We start from the raw sequence: 17,738 nt of genomic DNA, 5'->3' as shown, positions 1-17,738 counted from the left end.
AGGAGGCCGATCCAGGGTCCCCGTGAGGGGCGCGCACCCTGGGGAATGCGGTCCCGCCACCAGGCCGGGGGCGGCATATCTACAGAACACGTGACTGCGGGTGGCAGACCATCTGGCGCACCCTGGCGAACCCTGGCGAATGCCCACAGCCCATGTCAGCGGCCGTTACTGTCAACTCAGTCGAGGAACCTGGGGGCTTGACGTGGACAGGCAGCCGAACACCCGTCTCGCGGACCTTTTCGGCCTGGCCGGCTGGTCCAAAGGAGAGCTGGCGAGAATGGTCAACCGGCAGGCGGCGGCCATGGGGCATCCGCAGCTGGCGACCGACACCTCGCGAGTGCGGCGCTGGATCGACATGGGGGAGACCCCGCGCGATCCGGTGCCCAAGGTCCTGGCTTCCCTGTTCACCGAGCGCCTCGGCCGTGTCGTAACCATCGAGGACCTCGGGTTCGCAAGAACCGGTCGCTCGGGGAAACGGCAGGCCCTGGACGGTCTGCCGTGGGCTCCCGAACGGACCGCCGCGGTCCTCACGGAATTCACGGGAATGGACCTCATGCTCAACCGACGCGGCTTGGTGGGTGCGGGCGCCGCACTCGCCGCGGGCTCCGCACTCACCGGCGCCATGTACGACTGGCTGCACACCGACCCGGCCCCGGCCGGCGCCCCACGCCACGACGCCATGTTCGCCTCCGACTCCTTCGACGAACTCGACCAGATCGGCCTCGACCGCTATGAGGCGGCCCCTGTGGGATCACAGGAGATCGACGCGCTGGAGCGCTCGGTCGAGGTGTTCCGCGCCTGGGACGCGGCCCGCGGGGGCGGGCTGCAGCGCAAGGCCGTGGTGGGCCAGCTCAACGAAGTGGGTGGCATGCTCGCCTACCGCCACCCCGATCATCTGCAGCGCAGGCTGTGGGGGGTGGCCGCCAATCTGGCGGTGCTGGCGGGCTGGATGTCCCATGACGTGGGCCTGGAGCCCACCGCCCAGAAGTACTTCATCATCGCCGCCCATGCGGCGCGCGAGGGCGGCGACCGCCCGCGTGCCGGCGAGGCGCTTTCCCGTGCCGCCCGTCAGATGGTGCATCTGGGCCGTCCCGACGATGCGCTGGATCTGATGAAGCTGGCCAAGTCCGGTTCCGGCGCGGAAACCCTGCCGCGCACCCGCGCCATGCTGCACACCATCGAGGCCTGGGCGCAGGCGTCCAAGGGCCACGGCCAGGCGATGCGCCGCACCCTGGGCGAGGCGGAGGACCTTTTCGTCTCGGACAAGGGCGATGTGCCGCCACCGAGCTGGATGCAGATGTTCGACGAGGCGGATCTGCACGGCATGCAGGCGCTGGCCTTCCGTACCCTCGCCGATCACGACCCGTCGGCCGCCAGGATCGCCCAGCATCACGCCCAGCGGGCGCTGCGGCTGCGCGAGAACGGCCGCCAGCGGTCGCAGATCTTCGACTACATCTCGATGGCCTCGGCCTGCTTCATCGGGAACGACCCCGAACAGGCAGACCGCTATGCCCGGTTGGCCCTGGTGTCCATCGGCGAGAACTCCTCGCACCGCACCTGGGACCGGCTCCGCGAGATGTTCCGGCTCACGGGACAGTATGCGAACTACGGCAAGATCCAGGACCTGCGCGAGGAGATCCAGCATGTCCTGCCGAAGGCGAAGCCCAAGACCAAGGGGTCGGGCCTCGGCCCCGGCATCGGATCAGGAGTCGGGAAGAACTTCTCGGCCTGAGGCGGGCGGCTGCACGGAGCGTGACGGCGCGTCATCCGTAGGGGTGGTGTTCTTCTCGGCTCCGCTGCCTCACCCGTGGGCCGGTGAATTGCCCGCCGATGGGTGCGCCGACGTGTTCGGGCCGGCCGGCTCCGGATGCGCCGGTCCGCCGTCCGCACCCGTCGCGATGTGCTTCAGTCGCCGACCCTGGCGACCAGTACACAGGCGTCGTCCTCGCGATCGGTGCCGCCGAACTCCTCGACGACGATGCGGACACCCTCCTGCGCGCTGCGGGCCGCGGCGAACCGCGGCGCCAGGGCGAGGAGTCGTTCGGCGCCCTCGTGGAGGGCTTCCGCGCCATGCGTATAGCGGGGGACGAGACTATCGGTGTGCAGGACGAGCAGGTCACCGGGCTCCAGTTGCTCGGTGCGCTGGGTGTAGGCCGCACCCGAGGTCGCCCCGAGCAGGACACCCTCGGGCGGGTCCAGCGCGCGCCCCGTGCCGCCGCGGAACAGCAGCGGTGCGGGGTGCCCGGCCTGGGCCCACTCCAGGGTACGCGCGGCGGCGTCGAAGCGGCCGCACACCGTGCTGCCCAGCGCCGGCTGAGCGGCGGTGTCCAGCAGTTGATTGAGGAAGCACATCAGGGGTCCCGGCCGGTGGCCGGCGACGGCCAGACCGCGCAGCGCGCCGAGCACCATCGCCATCCCGGACGTGGCCGTGACGCCATGCCCGGTGAGATCGCCGACGCTCAACAGCGTGGTGCCGTCCGGGAGTTGCAGCGCGTCGTACCAGCCCCCGCCGATCAGGTCACGGGTGCCGGACGGCAGATAGCGCCCGGCGAGGTCGAGGGCGACGGGACCGCCTTGCGGGAACCGCAGGGAGCCGCGCCACGGGGGGAGCACGGCCTCCTGCAGCTCGACCGCAAGCCGGTGCTCGGTCTGCGCGATATGCCGCTCACGGTGCAGCGAGTCACGGGTCTCGCGCACCGCCTGCTGGCTGCGGCGCAGCTCGCTGACGTCCCGCAGCACGGCCCACATGCAGGCGGTACTGCCGTCGGCGTCGAGCACCGGCTCGCCCACCATGTGCACCGTGCGCAGGCCCCCGTCCGGGCGCACGATGCGGAATTCGCCGTCGATCGGGCGGCCGTCCACCAGGCAGTCGGTGACCATCGTGGCCAGCCCCTCCTGGTCGTCGGCGTGGACCAGGGACGGCAGTTCGTCGAGGGTGAGCGGTCCTTCGGACGGTGCCCTGCCGAACATCGCGAACAGCTCGTCGGACCAGCTGACCTCGTCGGTGAGGAGGTTCCACTCGGCGCTGCCCACCCGGCGCAGCAGCGCGCCGTGTTCACGGGGCGCGGGCTCCGGCGGGGCCTCCGGCAGCTCGGCCTCCGGTGCGGCCTCCTCCTCGCTTTCCTCACTCTCCGTAGGCAGACCTTCTCTGAGCTGGTCGAGATGGCCCCCGAGGTCGTCGAGGTGATGCACGGCGAGATCGCACAGCGCCCGCTGCCAGCGCAGCTGCGGGTCGGCGGGGAGGCCGGTGTCCACGCCGGACTCCCTGCGCACCGCATCGAGGTCACCGCGCAGGCGGCGGGCCTGCGTGATGAGTGACTCGACCGTGTCGCGCTCGGGGGGCCGGTCTGCTGGGTGATCCGCGAAGAGAGGGGACGGCATGACGTACTCCGTGATCAGGCGGCGCCGGGCTGAAGGGCCGGTAACGACTGTTGCACAGGCGGCGACCGTCCGTAAGGGATTTGGCACTATCCGATACGGTGGTGCACCTGGCATATGCCCCCGGCTTTCCGGCGCAATCCCGGGGCGAATCGGCGGAATGACAGCTTCCAAGCTAGGCTTCGGCCGCTGTACAGCAGGCGCTTCCGCCGATCCATGGTGGGAACGAGGCTTACGGCCCGCGGTCACCGGCAAGAATGCCGGTCAGCGGAAATCCCGTTGCCAGCCAGTCCCCCGCACCGGATGCTGACCTCATGTTCGATCCAGACATAGCGCCCAGTGGCACCCTGCTCGGCCTCCTGCAGCGAGGCCGCGGCGACGGGACCCTGCATGCCCTCGCGGCGCCGCGGGCCGAGGCGCTCGCGGCACTCAACGACAGCGTGCTGCGCGATCCCCGTCGCGACTGGCAGGTCGAGAACCGCTCGCTCTACTACGCGCGCCTCTACATGCAGCTCGACGGGGCGCTCGAAGAGATCGAACGCCACCTCTTCCACCCCGACGACCTCGTCGACACCGGAGAGGAGCGCACCGGCCTCGCCCTCGCGGTCCTCGGCCACCTCGCCGCCTACGGCAAGGACGCAGCCCGTCTGCTGCTGCGCAGCTATGCCGCGGCCGGCAGCAACTGGCGCTGGGCCCTGGACGAGCTTGCGCTGCGTGACGACGACGCCGGGCTGATGACCCTCGCCCCCGCCGTCCTCGCCCGCTTCCCGGAGACCGAGGAGGGCGATGCCGAGCTGGCCACCGCCGTCCGCGACGCCTTCGAGCCCCGGCCCTGGCGGCTGTGGGCCGAGGACCCCCGCTACGGCCCGAGGCTGGCCGCCGCCGGGGAACGGGGCTCCTTCGACCGCTGGCAGCGGCAGATGCGGCCCCGTGGCCCGCGCCCCGGCTGGAGCGTGACCGAGGTACTTCAGTGGGCCGAGGAGAGCCCGGATCAGGCGAGCGAGGAACACCGGCACCTCGCCGCCGCCCGCTGCCTGGCCGTCGTCGCCGGCCCCGAGGACCGCCCCGAGCTGCTGCGCGCCGCGCGCAGCGCACCGGACGCGGCCCGCGCCGCCGTACTGCACCACCTCGCCGAACGCGGCGATCCCGGCCTCCTCGACCTGATCGAGGACGCGGTCGCCGACCCCTTCTCCTCCGAGCGCCTGGCCTCCGCGGCGCTCGCCGCCTTCGCGCGGATGCGCAGCGTGGCCGCCGTCGCACGGGCCAGGCTCTGGGCGCCGCGCGCGGACCGGCTGGGTGCGTCCGCCGCCGCCATGCTCGCCCGCCGAGGCGGGCGGCGCGATGCCGAACCGGTGCTGGCCGCGCTGCGCCGCACCGTCCGCGAGGAGGGCCCGGACGCCGACGGCCTGTGGGAGCTGGTCGACGGCACCGGACGCCTCGGGGTCGGCTGCGCCGCCCCCGTCCTGCGGCACATCTACCGCGAGACCTCCTCCTCGCACCTGCGCGGACGGGCCGCCGCCGCGCTCGCCGCCACCGACCCGGGTTTCGCGGCCGGCTTCGCCGTCGAGTGCCTGTGGGACTGCGAGGAGACCACCAGGGAACTGGCCGCCCGGCACGCCGCCACGGGCGACGACAGGGTCGTCGAACAACTGCGCCGCCTTGCCGCGGACCCGGCCGAGGAGGACGAGGTACAGACGGCTGTCCGCAGCCGGATCGGCCCCGAGGCGTAGGTCTATCCCGCCGGTCCGCTGCGCTTTGCCTCGGGGCGTTTTTGGCTTTCCCGCCATGGGGGTTTGCCGCCGTTTCGCCTGCGGCGGGCCGGGTCCGCTGCGCGGGGCTGTGGGTGCGGTGACGGACCTGCGGGGCCTGGTGTGTGGACTGCTGCGCTTTACGTCCACACACCATGCCCCTCCGGCCCGTCCCCTCCCGTGGGGGAAGTAAGTGAACGTGGGTGGGGCCGGCGTCGATCACAGCCCCTTCCCTGTGCCATGGCGATTCCCTGTGCCATGGCGATTCCCTGTGCCATGGCGAATTCCCTGTACCCACGGCCCTTCCTCTACGTCCACGACGAGCGCCGGACCAGCTACGTGCACCCCCTCCTGGCTTTTCCCAACCCCAACGGGAGGGGACGGGCCGGAGCGGGTGGGGTGCCGGACGTAAAGCGAAGCAGTCCGGCACCCCACCCGCGCAGGCCCGTCACCGCACCCCGACAGCCCCGCGCAGCGGACCCGCCCCGCGCAGCGGACCCGCCCCGCGCAGCGGACCCGCCCCGCGCAGCGGCAACGGCGGGCGCACCGCGCAGCGGGCGAAAAACGGCGAGAACTCCCCACGGCGGGACGGCCGGCAACGTGGGCCCGAGGCAAGTCGCAGCGGACGGTCATAGGACGTTCTCCGCCAGGAAAGATCCCTTTGGTTCCCTCCACGCACGGTGCGCCGAGAACAGCTGTATGCGTGTCGCCCTGGTCACCGAATCCTTCCCGCCCGATGTCAACGGCGTCTCCCACTGCGCCCTGGAAACCGCCCGGCACCTCGTCCGGCGCGGCCACGATCCGCTGGTCATCGCGCCGCTCGGTGGCGCTTCGCCGGCCGCCGGTACGCACGAGAGTCCCTGCCCCGTCGTCCGGGTGCCCTCGATGCCGCTGCCCGGTTATCCGCAGGTGCGGATCGCGCTCCCCGGACGCCGGCTGTCCGCGGCGCTCGACGGGCACCGCCCCGATCTCGTGCACCTCGCCAGCCCGTTCGTGCTGGGCGCCCGGGGGATGGCGGCTGCCGCCCGCCGCCAGGTGCCCGCGATCGCCGTCTACCAGACCGACCTGGGCCGCTACGCCCGCACCTACCTCGGCGGCGGCGCGGCCACGGCCTGGCGCCGTATCCGGGCGGTGCACGGCGCCGCCGACCGCACCCTGGCGCCCTCCAGCGCGGCGCTGCTGGATCTGACCGAGCACGGTGTGCCCCGGGTCCATCTGTGGCCGCGCGGTGTCGACTCCGAACGGTTCCACCCCGGGCGGCGTGACGCGGTGCTGCGCAGTTCGCTCGCCGCGGGGCGGGAGCTGCTGGTGGGGTACGTGGGACGGCTCGCGCCGGAGAAGGACGTGGGGCTGCTGGCCGAGACCTCGCGGCTGCCGGGCGTACGCACCGTCGTCATCGGCGAGGGCCCCAGTGCCGCCGGGCTGCGGACCGCACTGCCCGGGGTGCGCTTTCTCGGCCGCCGTACGGGTGATGAACTCGCCCGGCTCTACGCCTCGTTGGATGTCTTTGTCCATACCGGGCCGTACGAGACCTTCTGCCAGACCGTGCAGGAGGCGATGGCCTCCGGCGTGCCGGTGGTGGCGCCCCGGGCGGGCGGCCCGCTCGACCTGGTGGACCACGACCGTACGGGGCTGCTGGCGACACCGGGGGACGGCGGTGCGTTCCGGGATGCCGTGCGCCTGCTCGCGGGCAGCGCCGAGCTGCGCGTCCGCTACGGCGCCGCGGCCCGCAAAGCCGTGGAGGACCGCACGTGGGCGGCGGTCGGCGACCAGCTCCTGGGGCACTACGAGGCCGTACTGAGCGACCGGACGGCGGTGGCGGCATGAACGCGCGGCACGCTCGTGGGACGGGCCTGCGGATCGTCCGGATCGCCAACTTCGTCACGCCGGCCTCCGGCGGGCTGCGCACCGCGCTGCGGGAACTCGGTGCGGGCTACCGGGCCGCCGGGCACGAGCCGGTGCTCATCGTGCCCGGACCGCCGGGGGCGCACGGCCCGGCCGGCTGGGGTGACGAAGTCACCGCGCAGGGACGGGTGATCACCCTGCCGGGGCCGGAGCTGCCGGGCAGCGGTGGCTACCGCGTGCTGACCGACCGCCGCAGGGTCCAGCGGCTGCTGCACGCGCTGGCCCCCGACCGGCTGGAGGTCTCCGACCGGACGACGCTGCGCTGGACGGGGGAGTGGGCGCGCCGGGCACGGATCCCGGCGGTGATGGTCTCCCACGAGAGCGTGGACGGGGTGCTGCGCACCTGGGGCGTACCGCAGCCGCTGGCCCGCGCCACCGCGGACCGGCTCAACCGCCGTACGGCGCACGCCTACAGCCGGGTCGTGTGCACCACCGCATGGGCGGCGGCGGAGTTCACCCGGGCCGGTGTGCGCAATGTGGTGCGCGCCCCGCTCGGTGTCGACCTCGACGCCTGGCACCCCGGCTGCCGCAGCGCGGAGCTGCGCCGGCGCTGGGCAGGCCGGGCGGAGGTTCTGCTCCTGCTCTGCTCCCGGCTGTCCCAGGAGAAGCGGCCGGGGCGGGCGCTGGACACGCTGGCGGAGCTGCGGCGGCGCGGGGTCGACGCGACGCTGGTGGTGGCCGGGGACGGGCCGCTGCGGGCGCGCCTGGAGGCCCGGGCGCGGTCCGGACGGCTGCCCGCGGCGTTCCTCGGGCACCTCGCGGACCGCTCCCGGCTCGCCGCGCTGCAGGCCGGCGCCGATGTCGCACTGGCGCCCGGACCGGCCGAGACCTTCGGTCTGGCCGCCCTGGAAGCGCTCGCCTGCGGTACCCCGGTGGTCGCCAGCGCGGCATCGGCACTGGCGGGCCTGGTCGGTAGCGGCGGCGACACGGCGCTCGACGACGGGCCCTCGTTCGCCGACGCGGTCCAGCGCGTCCTGGCCCGGCCCGGGCCCGCCCGGCGCGCCGCCGCCCGTCGCCGTGCCGAAGGCTACGGCTGGCAGCCGGCCGTCGAGGCCTTCCTGGCGGCGCACGACGCGGCCGCCCCGCTCGGCAGGCCGGTCACCGCCCCGCCCTTCCCGTCCCCGGCCGGCCCGCTGGGCGGATGGTGACGGTGGGGTCCGTGACCGTGGTGATGCCGGACGGCGGAGCAGCGGTACCGGGCGGGGGACCAGCAGGCGGGGGACCGGTGACACCGGGCGGGGGAGCGGTGCTCCCGCAGCAGGCGCCGGGCGGCGGCCGTTTCCCGGCCCCGGCCCGCTTCGTCGCGCTCGGTGACTCGCTGACCGAAGGGCTCGGTGACCCCGTACCGGGCGGCGGCTGGCGCGGCTGGGCGGCCCTGCTCGCCGGGGCGCTGGGCGAGCGGCCGGGCGGCGTGGAACTGGTGAACCTGGCGCGCAGCGGGGCGCTGGCGGCGGAGCTGGCCGAGCGGCAGCTGCCGGTGGCGCGCGAGCTCGGGCCGCGCTTCGCCTCGCTGGTCGTCGGCGCGAACGACACCCTGCGCGCGGCCTTCGCCATCGAGCGGGTCGCGGCCGCGCTGGACCGGGCGCACGGCGCACTGAGCGCCGACGGGGCCGTGGTGCTGACGGCCTGCCTGCCCGATCCGGGCCGGATACTGGGCCTGCCCGCGCCGCTGGCGCGTCCGCTGGCCCGCCGGATGCGCGCCGTGAACACCGTCGTCCATGCGGTGTCGGCGCGCTACCAGGGCGTTCATCTGCACCTCGCCGAACACCCCTGGGTCGCCGAACGTGCCTGCTGGAGCGTGGACCGGCTGCATCCCAGCGAGCGCGGCCACCGGCTGCTGGCCCGTGGTTTCCATGCGGCGCTGGCCGCCGCCGGCCTGCCCGTCGGACCGCCGCCCGCGCTCACCCTCGACGGCCCGCCGCCGACCCGCGCCGGATCGGCCCGGTGGATGGCGACCCGCGGCACCCGCTGGGTCGCCGATCGGTGTACGGACCTGCTGCCCGGCCTGCTGGGGCTGGCGCTCCAGGAGTGCCGGCACGGGGCGGCGGGGGCCGGGCGGTTGCTGGACGCCGCCTCCGACCAGGCCACGCGTACCGCGCTCGCGGCTCTGGACGGGTCGGCCGGGGTGGACGGGGCGAATCACGGGGCGGACGGGGCAGAGGGGGCAGATGGGCTGGACGGGTCGGAGGGGCCGGACAGGGCGGACGAGGCGGACGGCCCGGGCAGGCCCGGCGGATCGGACGATGCCCGGCCGGGGAAAACCGCCGCGACGGTGAAGGGCGCTGCGACAATGACAGGATGACCGGACGCTGGGAGTTCTGGATCGACCGCGGTGGCACGTTCACGGACGTCGTCGGCAGGCGCCCGGACGGCCGGCTGGTCACCGGCAAGCTGCTCTCGCACCACCCGGAGCGCTACCGGGACGCCGCGGTGGCCGGTATCCGGATGATGCTGGGGCTCGGCCCGGACGAACCGGTCCCCGCCGAGCGGGTCTCCGTCGTCAAGATGGGCACCACCGTCGCCACCAACGCCCTCTTGGAGCGCAAGGGTGAGCCGACCGTGCTGCTGACCACCGAAGGGTTCCGCGACGCGCTGCGGATCGCCTACCAGAACCGGCCGCGGATCTTCGACCGGCACATCGTGCTGCCCGAGGCGCTGTACGACCGGGTGATCGAGGTGCCGGAGCGGATCGGCGCCCGCGGTGAGCTGGTCAGGCCGCTGGACGTCGACGAGGTCCGTCGGGCGCTCGTCCGGGCCCGTGCGGACGGCCTGCGCAGCGCCGCCGTCGTCCTGCTGCACGGCTACCGCCACGCCGACCACGAGCGAGCCGTCGCCGAACTGGCCCGGCAGGCAGGGTTCTCCCAGGTCAGCTGCTCGCACGAGGTCAGCCCGCTGATGAAGCTGGTGCCGCGCGGCGACACCACCGTCGTCGACGCCTACCTCTCCCCGATCCTGGGCCGGTACGTCGATGAGATCGCCGCCCAACTCCCCGGTATCCGGCTGATGTTCATGCAGTCCAACGGCGGACTGCGCAAGGCCGCACACTTCCGCGGCAAGGACGCGGTGCTGTCCGGCCCCGCGGGCGGCGTCGTCGGCATGGTACGGACCGCCGCCGACGCGGGCGGCGAGCACGACCGGGTGATCGGATTCGACATGGGCGGCACGTCCACCGATGTGTCGCACTACGCCGGTGAGTTCGAGCGGGTCTTCGGCAACGAGGTCGCGGGCGTACGGATGCGCGCGCCCATGATGAACATCCACACCGTCGCGGCCGGCGGCGGCTCCGTGCTGCACTTCGACGGCCGCCGCTACCGGGTCGGCCCCGACTCCGCCGGTGCGGACCCGGGTCCTGCCTGCTACCGGCGAGGCGGCCCGCTCACCGTCACGGACGCCCAGGTGATGCTCGGCCGCATCCAGCCGGCCCACTTCCCCGCGGTGTTCGGTCCGGACGGCGATCAGCCGCTGGACGCCGAGGTGGTCCGCACCCGCTTCGCCGAACTGGCCGCGCGGGCCGCCGCCGAGACCGGGGACGACCGCGGCCCCGAGGAGGTCGCGGCCGGCTTCCTCGACATTGCCGTGCTCAACATGGCCAACGCCGTCAAGAAGATCTCCGTCCAGCGCGGCCGCGACATCACCCGCTACGTGCTCACCAGCTTCGGTGGCGCCGGCGGCCAGCACGCCTGCGCCGTTGCCGACGCGCTGGGCATCGACACGGTGCTCGTCCCGCCGCTGGCCGGGGTGCTCTCCGCGTACGGCATCGGGGTCGCCGACGCCACCGCGATGCGCGAGCAGGCCGTCGAGGCGGAGTTCACCGATCCCGCGGCCGTCGGCCGGGTGCACGAGGTGTGCGAGGCCCTTGCCGGACAGACCCGGCGTGAACTCCTCGACGACGGGGTGCCGGACGCCTCGGTCACCACCCGCGCCCGGGTGCTGATCCGCTACGCCGGGACCGACTCCACCCTCGCCGTCCCGCTCGCCGATGCCGGCACCATGACCGCGGAATTCGTCCGGGCACACCGCGAGCGCTACGCCTTCACCATGGACAAACCGCTGGTGGCCGAGGCGGTGTCGGTCGAAGCGCTGGGCGCGGCCGGCGGCGCGGGCGGGTACGAGGCCCGGGCGGGCGGCAGAGAAGGAGAGCTGACACCGGCCGCCACGGTACGGATGTACACGGCAGGCCGCTGGCAGGACACCGGCCTCTTCCGCCGTACGGACCTGCGCCCCGGTGACGCCCTCACCGGCCCTGCCGTCATCGCCGAGGAGGACGCGACCACGGTCCTGGACCCGGACTGGCAGGCGGCCACGGGCGAGAGGGGGCACCTCCTGCTGACCCGGGCCCGGCCCCGCACCGACCGCGTCGCCATCGGCACCGAAGCCGACCCGGTGATGCTGGAGGTCTTCAACAGCCTCTTCATGGCCATCGCCGAGCAGATGGGCGTCCGGCTGGAGAACACCGCCCACTCCGTCAACATCAAGGAGCGCCTGGACTTCTCCTGCGCCCTCTTCGACGCCGACGGCAACCTGATCGCCAACGCCCCGCACATCCCCGTGCACCTGGGTTCCATGGGGGAGTCCATCAAGGAAGTGCTCCGGCGCCGCGGCGGCGAGATGCGGCCGGGTGACGTGTATGCGATCAACGACCCGTACCACGGGGGCACCCACCTCCCCGACGTCACCGTCGTCACCCCCGTCTTCGACTCCGACGGGGACGAGCTGCTGTTCCTGGTGGCCTCCCGCGGTCACCACGCCGAGATCGGGGGCATCACCCCGGGCTCGATGCCCGCCTTCAGCAGCACCATCCAGGAGGAGGGCATCCTCTTCGACAACTGGCTGCTGGTGCGCGACGGCGAACTGCGCGAGGACGCGACCCGCGACCTGCTCGCCACCGGCCCCTACCCCTCCCGCGCACCCGACGCCAACCTCGCCGATCTGCGCGCCCAGATCGCCGCCAACGAGAAGGGCATCCAGGAACTCCGGCGGATGACCGACCAGTTCGGGCTGGACGTGGTCCGGGCCTACATGGGGCACGTCCAGGACAACGCCGAGGAATCGGTGCGGCGCATCATCGAGCGGCTGTCGGACGGCGGCTGCCGCTACGAGACCGACAGCGGGGCCGAGATCCGGGTCGCGGTCACCGTCGACCGTGCCGCCCGCAGCGCGGTGGTGGACTTCGCCGGCACCTCGCCCCAGCAGCCCGGGAACGCCAATGCGCCCAGCTCGGTGGTGATGGCGGCCGTACTGTATGTCTTCCGCACCCTGGTCGCCGACGACATCCCGCTCAACAGCGGCTGCCTCAAGCCCGTGGAGGTCCGTATCCCGGAGGGCTCGATGCTCGCCCCCGTCTTCCCGGCGGCCACCGTCGCGGGCAATGTGGAGACCTCCCAGGCGGTCACCGGCGCCCTCTACGCCGCGCTCGGCGTCCAGGCCGAGGGCTCGGGCACGATGAACAACCTCACCTTCGGCAACGACCGGGTGCAGTACTACGAGACCGTCGCCAGCGGTTCCGGCGCGGGCGACGGCTTCGACGGCGCGGACGCCGTGCAGACCCATATGACCAACTCCCGGCTGACCGACCCCGAAGTGCTGGAGTGGCGCTACCCCGTCCGCGTCGACGGCTTCGCCATCCGCTCCGGCAGCGGCGGCAGGGGACGCTGGCACGGCGGCTGCGGCGTCGAGCGCCGGCTGCGCTTCCTGGAGCCGATGACCGTCGCCCTGCTGACCAACCACCGCAGGGTCGCGCCGTACGGCATGGCGGGCGGCGCCCCGGGCGCGCTGGGCGCCAACTCCGTGGAACGGGCCGACGGTTCACGGGCGGAGCTGGCGGGCTGTGACGCGGTGGACGTCGGCGCGGACGACGTGCTGGTGCTGCGCACACCGGGCGGCGGGGGGTACGGGGCGGCGGACGAGGGCTGACGGGCCGCAGCACGGGTCCGGGCATGCTCCCTGCGCGGCGCCTCGATAGTCTGGTCGGCCATGGAGCTCATCGATTCGATCAAGGACGCGCGGATTGCCACCGCGCGGACGTTGGCCACCCGCTCCGGACGGACCGCCGCCGGACGCTGCCTGGTCGAAGGCCCTGCCCTGATCCGGCAGCTCGTGGCCGCCGGGGACGGTCTGGAGTACGTGCTCCGCTCCGCGGGTGCGGACGACCCCGCGCTGTGTGCGGAGCTGACCGCGGCCGGGGTGGGCGTGCACGCCGTACGGGACGGACTGCTGCGGAAGGTCACCGGCGGCGCGAAGCCGGTCGACTGGCTGGCGGTGGCGGCGTTGCCCTCCGAAACGCCGGTGGATGACGCTTACGGTGACTTCGCCGTGGTGTGCGAGCAGGTCGCCGATCCAGGGAATCTGGGGACGATCGTGCGGACGGCACGCGCGCTCGGTGTGCGGGACGTCGTGCTCACCGACGAGACGACGGATCTGTCCTCCCGGCGGGTCCTGGACGCGGCACGGGGTGCCGTACTCGGTTGCCGCGTCCGCCGTTTCGCCGATCCGGGCGGGGCGTTGGCGTCCTTGCGGGAGTCCGGATTCCAGATTGTGGTGACCAGTCCCCGGGGAGCGCATCTGCAGTCGATGGCCCCACTGCGCGGCCGCAGGGTGGCCCTGGTCGTCGGGAACGAGACGGAGGGCGTCAGCGAGGCCACGCTGGCCGCGGCCGACCTGGTGGTGCAGATCCCGATGGCCGGTGCGGTGGAATCACTCAACGTCGGGGTGGCCGCCGGCATCAGCATCTACGAGCTGCGAATGAAGGCGATCCTGGCCATGCTGACCGACCGCATCCGCGACACCCTCGGCCGCAACCTCACCGCGGCCGCTCACCTGGTGCGGCAGGCATTCGATGTCCACCTGCGTCAGCTCGGCGACCTGGACAGCTCCCAGGCGGTGCTGCTGATGGTACTCGCCTGCGAGCGCAGCACCCCACTGGAGCAGCTGCGCCGCGACGTCGGCGTCGGCTCCGAAGAGCTGCAGGCATTGCTGGCACCGCTGTGCGACCGCGGCCATGTGACGCAGGGTCACGACCACGCCTCGATCATGGGCGAGGGAGAGCGGGCCATCGCTGCGCTGTGGGCGGTACAGGAACGCGTCGAGGACGGCTTGTACGCCGGCTTCACTCCCGCCGAGCGCGATCAGCTACGGGAGTTGCTGCACCGCGTCCAGAACAACGCCGCGCGCCTTGCGAGTTCCCCCGCTGACCACGGCGGCGCTGCCGGCACACCCTGAGGACGGCCCCCCTGGCGCATCCGGAGGAAACGGACCGCAGTCCCCGGTGCCGCCTGCGCCGCGGGGGCCAGGTAGCGCTCGGGGACGACGCCGATGACCGGGTAGCCGCCGGTCGTGGGGTGGTCGTGGAGGAAGAGGACCGGCAGGCCGTCGGGCGGGACCTGGAGGGCGCCCAGGGGCATGCCCTCGCTGGGGAGTTCGCCGCTGCGGGCGCGCTCCAGGGGCGGGCCTTCGGTGCGCAGCCCGATGCGGTTGCTCGCCGGGGAGACACGGAAGCGGCCGGTGGCGAGGGTGTGCAGGCCGGCGGCGGTGAACCAGGCGTCGCGGGGGCCGGGCAGGAACGGCAGGACGAGCTCCGTCACCGGGCCGCGGTGCGGGATGGCGTCGGCGGTGGAGGGCGGGCCGTACGGGGTGCCCAGCGGGAGGACCGCTCCCTCGGTGAGCGGGTCGGGGCCCAGGCCGGAGAGCAGATCGGCGGCGCGGCTGCCGAGGACCGGTTCGGTGTCGATGCCCCCGGCGAAGGCGAGGTAGGAGCGCAGGCCGTGGGTGGCAGGACCCGCGTCCAGGACGGCGCCCGCCGGGACGCGGACCGGCGTGCCCCAGGCGGCGGGACGGCCGTCGACGGTCACCGGGCAGGGCGCTCCCGTGACGGCGACGGTGGTGGCCGTACGGACCCGCAGGGCGCAGCCGGTGAGTGTGGTCTCCAGGGCGGCGGCGGACTGGGGGTTGCCGACCAGGCGGTTGGCGAGCCGGTGCGCGGGCTCGTCGAGGGCGCCGGCCCGCGGCACACCGAGGTGGGCGTGGCCGGGCCTGCCGAGGTCCTGGACGGTGGTGAGCGCTCCGGGCCGGACGACCGAGAAGGCGCGGTCGGTCATCGGGCGGTCTCCTGCGGGACGAAGCGGACACGGGTACCGGGGGCGAGCAGCGCGGCCGGTTCGCGGCGCGGGTCCCACAGGACGGTGTCGGTGGTGCCGATCAACTGCCAGCCGCCGGGGGAGGAGCGCGGGTAGACCCCGGTGTACGGGCCGGCCAGGGCGACCGAACCGACCGGGACCTTGGTCCGGGGGGTGTCCCGGCGCGGTACGTGCAGCGGCTCGGGCAGCCCGGTCAGATAGCCGAAGCCGGGGGCGAAGCCGCAGAAGGCGACATGGAACTCCGTTGCGGAGTGCCGCCGCACCACCTCGTCCGGGGTGCAGTCCCACAGGGCGGCGACGTCGGCGAGGTCGGGGCCGTCGTAACGAAGGGGGATCTCCACGGTGGGGCGGTCGCCGGCGCCGATCGGCGGGATGTCCCAGGCGGCGAGCTCGGCGAGGAGGCCACGGGGGTCGGCGAGGCCGTCGAGGAGCACGGTACGGGCGGCCGGCACGATCTCGCGCAGCGGCGGCAGGGCGCCGTCGGCGGCCCGGCGCAGCAGTTCGGCGTGTAGCGCCTCGACCTCCTCGGCGCTGTCCAGCTCGATCAGCAGGCCGTGCTCACCGACCGGCAGCGGCCTCATCCGAAGCTCCGGATATGGACGCCGGCCGCGGCCAGTTCGGACCGTACGCGCCGGGCGAGGTCCGCGGCGCCGGGGGTGTCGCCGTGCAGGCACAGCGAGCGGGCCGTGATGCCGACGCGTCGGCCGTTGCGGGAGGTGACGGAGTGGTCGCGGGCCATGCCCAGGGCCCGCTTGACGACCTCGTCGGCGTCGTGGACCACCGCGCCGGGTTCACGGCGGGGGACGAGGGTGCCCTCGTCGGTGTAGGCACGGTCGGCGAAGGCCTCACCGACGACGGGCAGTCCGGCGCGCCGGGCGGCCTCGTGCAGCCGCGAGCCGGGCAGGCCGAGGACCGGCAGGCCGCCGTCCGCGGCGCGGATGCCGTCGATGACGGCAGCGGCCTGCTCCCCGTCGTGGACACAGCGGTTGTAGAGCGCGCCATGCGGTTTGACATAGCGGACCCGGGTCCCGGCGGCGCGCGCGAAGACGTCCAGCGCCCCGATCTGGTAGGTGATCTCGGCGGACAGCTCGTCCGGCGGCACCTCCATCGCGCGGCGGCCGAAGCCGGCCAGGTCGCGGTAGGAGACCTGGGCGCCGATGACCACGCCGCGCTCGGCGGCCAGTTCGCACACCCGGCGCATGGTGGCCGGGTCGCCGGCGTGGAAGCCGCAGGCGACATTGGCGCTGGTGACGACGGAGAGCAGGGCCTCGTCATCGGTGAGCTGCCAGCGGCCGAAGCCTTCCCCGAGGTCGGCGTTGAGGTCGATGACGGGAGGGGGCGCCGGGTCGCTCATGTGGGTCCGTTCCAGGGGGCTCGGGCCGGCCGGGCGCGGGGCGCCGGTGCGACGGCTCGTGCGCGGGCGGCGGGCAGGGGCGGCGGGCAGGGGCGGCGGGACGTTCCGGCCGGACCGTGTCCGTAGCGACTCGTCTCCGAGGTCGCCCGGGCGACCGGCGTCGAGGACAACGTAGAGGATTGTTCAACGATCCGACAATAGGTGTTCGGGGTGCGATCACGGATGCGTTGTTTCGTTCTCTCATCTGGGATTGACTTTCGCTCATACGACTCCGGGACGGCCCCGACTGCCGCCCGGTACGGCGCGAGAGCGGGGAGCGGTATGGCGGGCGGAGCGGCGAAGAACGATCAGTGGCGGCTCACCGAGGTCGCGCGCCTGGAAGGTGACCGTGCCCTGCTGGGGCGTTCCAGTACGGCCGAACGGGTCGCCGACATCCTGCGCGACCGGATCACCGAGGGCTACTTCCCGCCCGGCGCCCGGCTCTCGGAGGAGAGCATCGGCGGCGCCCTGGGCGTCTCGCGCAACACACTGCGCGAGGCGTTCCGGCTGCTGACGCACGAGCGGCTGCTGGTGCACGAGCTCAACCGCGGGGTGTTCGTCCGGGTGGTGACGGTCGAGGACCTGGAAGACATCTACCGGGTGCGCATGCTCGTGGAGTGTGCGGCGGTACGGGGCCTGGGGGCGGGGCCCTACGACGCCGCTGCGACCGGTGCCATCGCGGCGATCGCGGCCGCGGTGCAGGCCGGCGAAGCCGCCTCCGAAGGCCGGGAGTGGCAGGCGCTGTCGACCGCCAACATCCGTTTTCACCAGGCAGTCGTGGCCCTGGCGGGCAGTCCGCGCACGGATGAGCTGATGCGGGGTGTGCTTGCCGAGCTCCGGCTCGTCTTCCATGTCATGGCCGACCCCCGGCGCTTCCATGCGCCCTATTTGACCCGTAATAGGCAAATTGTCGAGGCCCTGCAGGCGGGTGATGCCGCCGAGGCCGAGCGGCTGTTGCTGTCCTACCTGGAGGACTCGCGCACTCAGCTGTCGGGGGCGTACGCGCAACGCATTGCGGAGGGGTGAGGCCCCGCGGGGCCGCCGGGTCGCCCCTGGTGACACCTCGCGGGACCGCCGCGTCGCCCCTGTTGGCGCCCTCCACGGGGGCTGCCTGAGATCCGCCCCGGCAGACCCCTTGTCGGATCGTTGAACAATCGCCTAGCCTCCGCTGCAATCTCTTCA

At 73.6% G+C, this 17,738-nt stretch carries 12 protein-coding genes; 8 read left to right on the top strand and 4 right to left on the bottom strand.

The annotated features are described in order from the left end of the window. Positions 1 to 202: 202 nt before the first annotated feature. A complete protein-coding gene (locus tag ACGFR7_RS11975) occupies positions 203 to 1,732 on the top strand; it encodes a hypothetical protein (protein ID WP_393316657.1) in 1,530 nt (509 codons plus the stop codon). A gap of 173 nt (positions 1,733 to 1,905) precedes the next feature. On the opposite strand, the gene ACGFR7_RS11970 is transcribed toward ACGFR7_RS11975, so the two are convergent. Then, the gene (locus ACGFR7_RS11970; RefSeq protein WP_393316655.1) at positions 1,906 to 3,381 is read right to left on the bottom strand and encodes a PP2C family protein-serine/threonine phosphatase; all 1,476 of its coding nucleotides are present in this window, start codon (positions 3,379 to 3,381) and stop codon (positions 1,906 to 1,908) included. Positions 3,382 to 3,692: 311 nt separating this feature from the next. Here ACGFR7_RS11970 and ACGFR7_RS11965 point away from each other — a divergent pair, with 311 nt between their 5' ends. The 6 genes from ACGFR7_RS11965 (at position 3,693) to ACGFR7_RS11940 (ending at position 14,249) form a co-directional block, all read left to right on the top strand. Then, positions 3,693 to 5,108 carry a HEAT repeat domain-containing protein gene (locus tag ACGFR7_RS11965; RefSeq protein WP_393316653.1) on the top strand — a complete coding sequence of 472 codons (1,416 nt, stop codon included), beginning with the start codon at positions 3,693 to 3,695 and terminating at the stop codon, positions 5,106 to 5,108. Between the two features lie 717 nt (positions 5,109 to 5,825). After that, a complete protein-coding gene (locus tag ACGFR7_RS11960) occupies positions 5,826 to 6,953 on the top strand; it encodes a glycosyltransferase family 4 protein (RefSeq protein WP_393316651.1) in 1,128 nt (375 codons plus the stop codon). Then, positions 6,950 to 8,179, top strand: coding sequence for a glycosyltransferase (locus tag ACGFR7_RS11955; RefSeq protein ID WP_393316649.1), 1,230 nt, complete (start codon positions 6,950 to 6,952; stop codon positions 8,177 to 8,179). The genes ACGFR7_RS11960 and ACGFR7_RS11955 overlap by 4 nt, the downstream gene beginning before the upstream one ends. A 23-nt stretch (positions 8,180 to 8,202) precedes the next feature. Next, a complete protein-coding gene (locus ACGFR7_RS11950) occupies positions 8,203 to 9,333 on the top strand; it encodes an SGNH/GDSL hydrolase family protein (protein WP_393317582.1) in 1,131 nt (376 codons plus the stop codon). Continuing rightward, positions 9,330 to 12,944, top strand: a complete 3,615-nt coding sequence (locus ACGFR7_RS11945) for a hydantoinase B/oxoprolinase family protein (protein ID WP_393316646.1) — start codon at positions 9,330 to 9,332, stop codon at positions 12,942 to 12,944. Before ACGFR7_RS11950 ends, ACGFR7_RS11945 begins: the two co-directional genes overlap by 4 nt. Before the next feature lie 60 nt (positions 12,945 to 13,004). Continuing rightward, positions 13,005 to 14,249, top strand: a complete 1,245-nt coding sequence (locus tag ACGFR7_RS11940; RefSeq protein ID WP_393316643.1) for a TrmH family RNA methyltransferase — start codon at positions 13,005 to 13,007, stop codon at positions 14,247 to 14,249. Here ACGFR7_RS11940 and ACGFR7_RS11935 read toward each other — a convergent pair. Genes ACGFR7_RS11935 through ACGFR7_RS11925 form a run of 3 tightly spaced genes read right to left on the bottom strand, consistent with a single transcriptional unit; the run spans position 14,156 to position 16,517 of the window. Continuing rightward, positions 14,156 to 15,124, bottom strand: a complete 969-nt coding sequence (locus tag ACGFR7_RS11935) for a biotin-dependent carboxyltransferase family protein (RefSeq protein WP_393316640.1) — start codon at positions 15,122 to 15,124, stop codon at positions 14,156 to 14,158. The two genes, ACGFR7_RS11940 and ACGFR7_RS11935, sit on opposite strands and share 94 nt — an antisense overlap. Next, positions 15,121 to 15,744: a 5-oxoprolinase subunit PxpB gene (gene pxpB / locus ACGFR7_RS11930; RefSeq protein ID WP_393316637.1), complete on the bottom strand. Its 624-nt coding sequence runs from the start codon at positions 15,742 to 15,744 to the stop codon at positions 15,121 to 15,123. The genes ACGFR7_RS11935 and pxpB overlap by 4 nt, the downstream gene beginning before the upstream one ends. Continuing rightward, positions 15,741 to 16,517: a LamB/YcsF family protein gene (locus tag ACGFR7_RS11925; protein ID WP_393316634.1), complete on the bottom strand. Its 777-nt coding sequence runs from the start codon at positions 16,515 to 16,517 to the stop codon at positions 15,741 to 15,743. The genes pxpB and ACGFR7_RS11925 overlap by 4 nt, the downstream gene beginning before the upstream one ends. Before the next feature lie 321 nt (positions 16,518 to 16,838). Here ACGFR7_RS11925 and ACGFR7_RS11920 point away from each other — a divergent pair, with 321 nt between their 5' ends. Continuing rightward, a complete protein-coding gene (locus ACGFR7_RS11920) occupies positions 16,839 to 17,582 on the top strand; it encodes a GntR family transcriptional regulator (RefSeq protein ID WP_393316631.1) in 744 nt (247 codons plus the stop codon). Positions 17,583 to 17,738: the final 156 nt, after the last annotated feature.

It is taken from the genome of Streptomyces sp. NPDC048516, from assembly GCF_043199875.1.
Taxonomy (GTDB): Bacteria; Actinomycetota; Actinomycetes; order Streptomycetales; family Streptomycetaceae; genus Streptomyces.
Note: the sequence above shows the minus strand (reverse complement) of the source record. Positions and strands in the feature narration are given on the sequence as shown.

Excerpts from the sequence above, each read along its gene's own strand:
- ACGFR7_RS11970 (WP_393316655.1), bottom strand. The coding sequence starts at position 3,381 with ATGCCGTCCCCTCTCTTCGCGGATCACCCAGCAGACCGGCCCCCCGAG.
- ACGFR7_RS11940 (WP_393316643.1), top strand. The coding sequence starts at position 13,005 with ATGGAGCTCATCGATTCGATCAAGGACGCGCGGATTGCCACCGCGCGG.
- ACGFR7_RS11935 (WP_393316640.1), bottom strand. The coding sequence starts at position 15,124 with ATGACCGACCGCGCCTTCTCGGTCGTCCGGCCCGGAGCGCTCACCACC.
- ACGFR7_RS11955 (WP_393316649.1), top strand. The coding sequence starts at position 6,950 with ATGAACGCGCGGCACGCTCGTGGGACGGGCCTGCGGATCGTCCGGATC.
- ACGFR7_RS11945 (WP_393316646.1), top strand. The coding sequence starts at position 9,330 with ATGACCGGACGCTGGGAGTTCTGGATCGACCGCGGTGGCACGTTCACG.
- ACGFR7_RS11950 (WP_393317582.1), top strand. The coding sequence starts at position 8,203 with ATGCCGGACGGCGGAGCAGCGGTACCGGGCGGGGGACCAGCAGGCGGG.
- ACGFR7_RS11925 (WP_393316634.1), bottom strand. The coding sequence starts at position 16,517 with ATGAGCGACCCGGCGCCCCCTCCCGTCATCGACCTCAACGCCGACCTC.
- ACGFR7_RS11965 (WP_393316653.1), top strand. The coding sequence starts at position 3,693 with ATGTTCGATCCAGACATAGCGCCCAGTGGCACCCTGCTCGGCCTCCTG.
- ACGFR7_RS11920 (WP_393316631.1), top strand. The coding sequence starts at position 16,839 with ATGGCGGGCGGAGCGGCGAAGAACGATCAGTGGCGGCTCACCGAGGTC.
- ACGFR7_RS11960 (WP_393316651.1), top strand. The coding sequence starts at position 5,826 with ATGCGTGTCGCCCTGGTCACCGAATCCTTCCCGCCCGATGTCAACGGC.
- pxpB (WP_393316637.1), bottom strand. The coding sequence starts at position 15,744 with ATGAGGCCGCTGCCGGTCGGTGAGCACGGCCTGCTGATCGAGCTGGAC.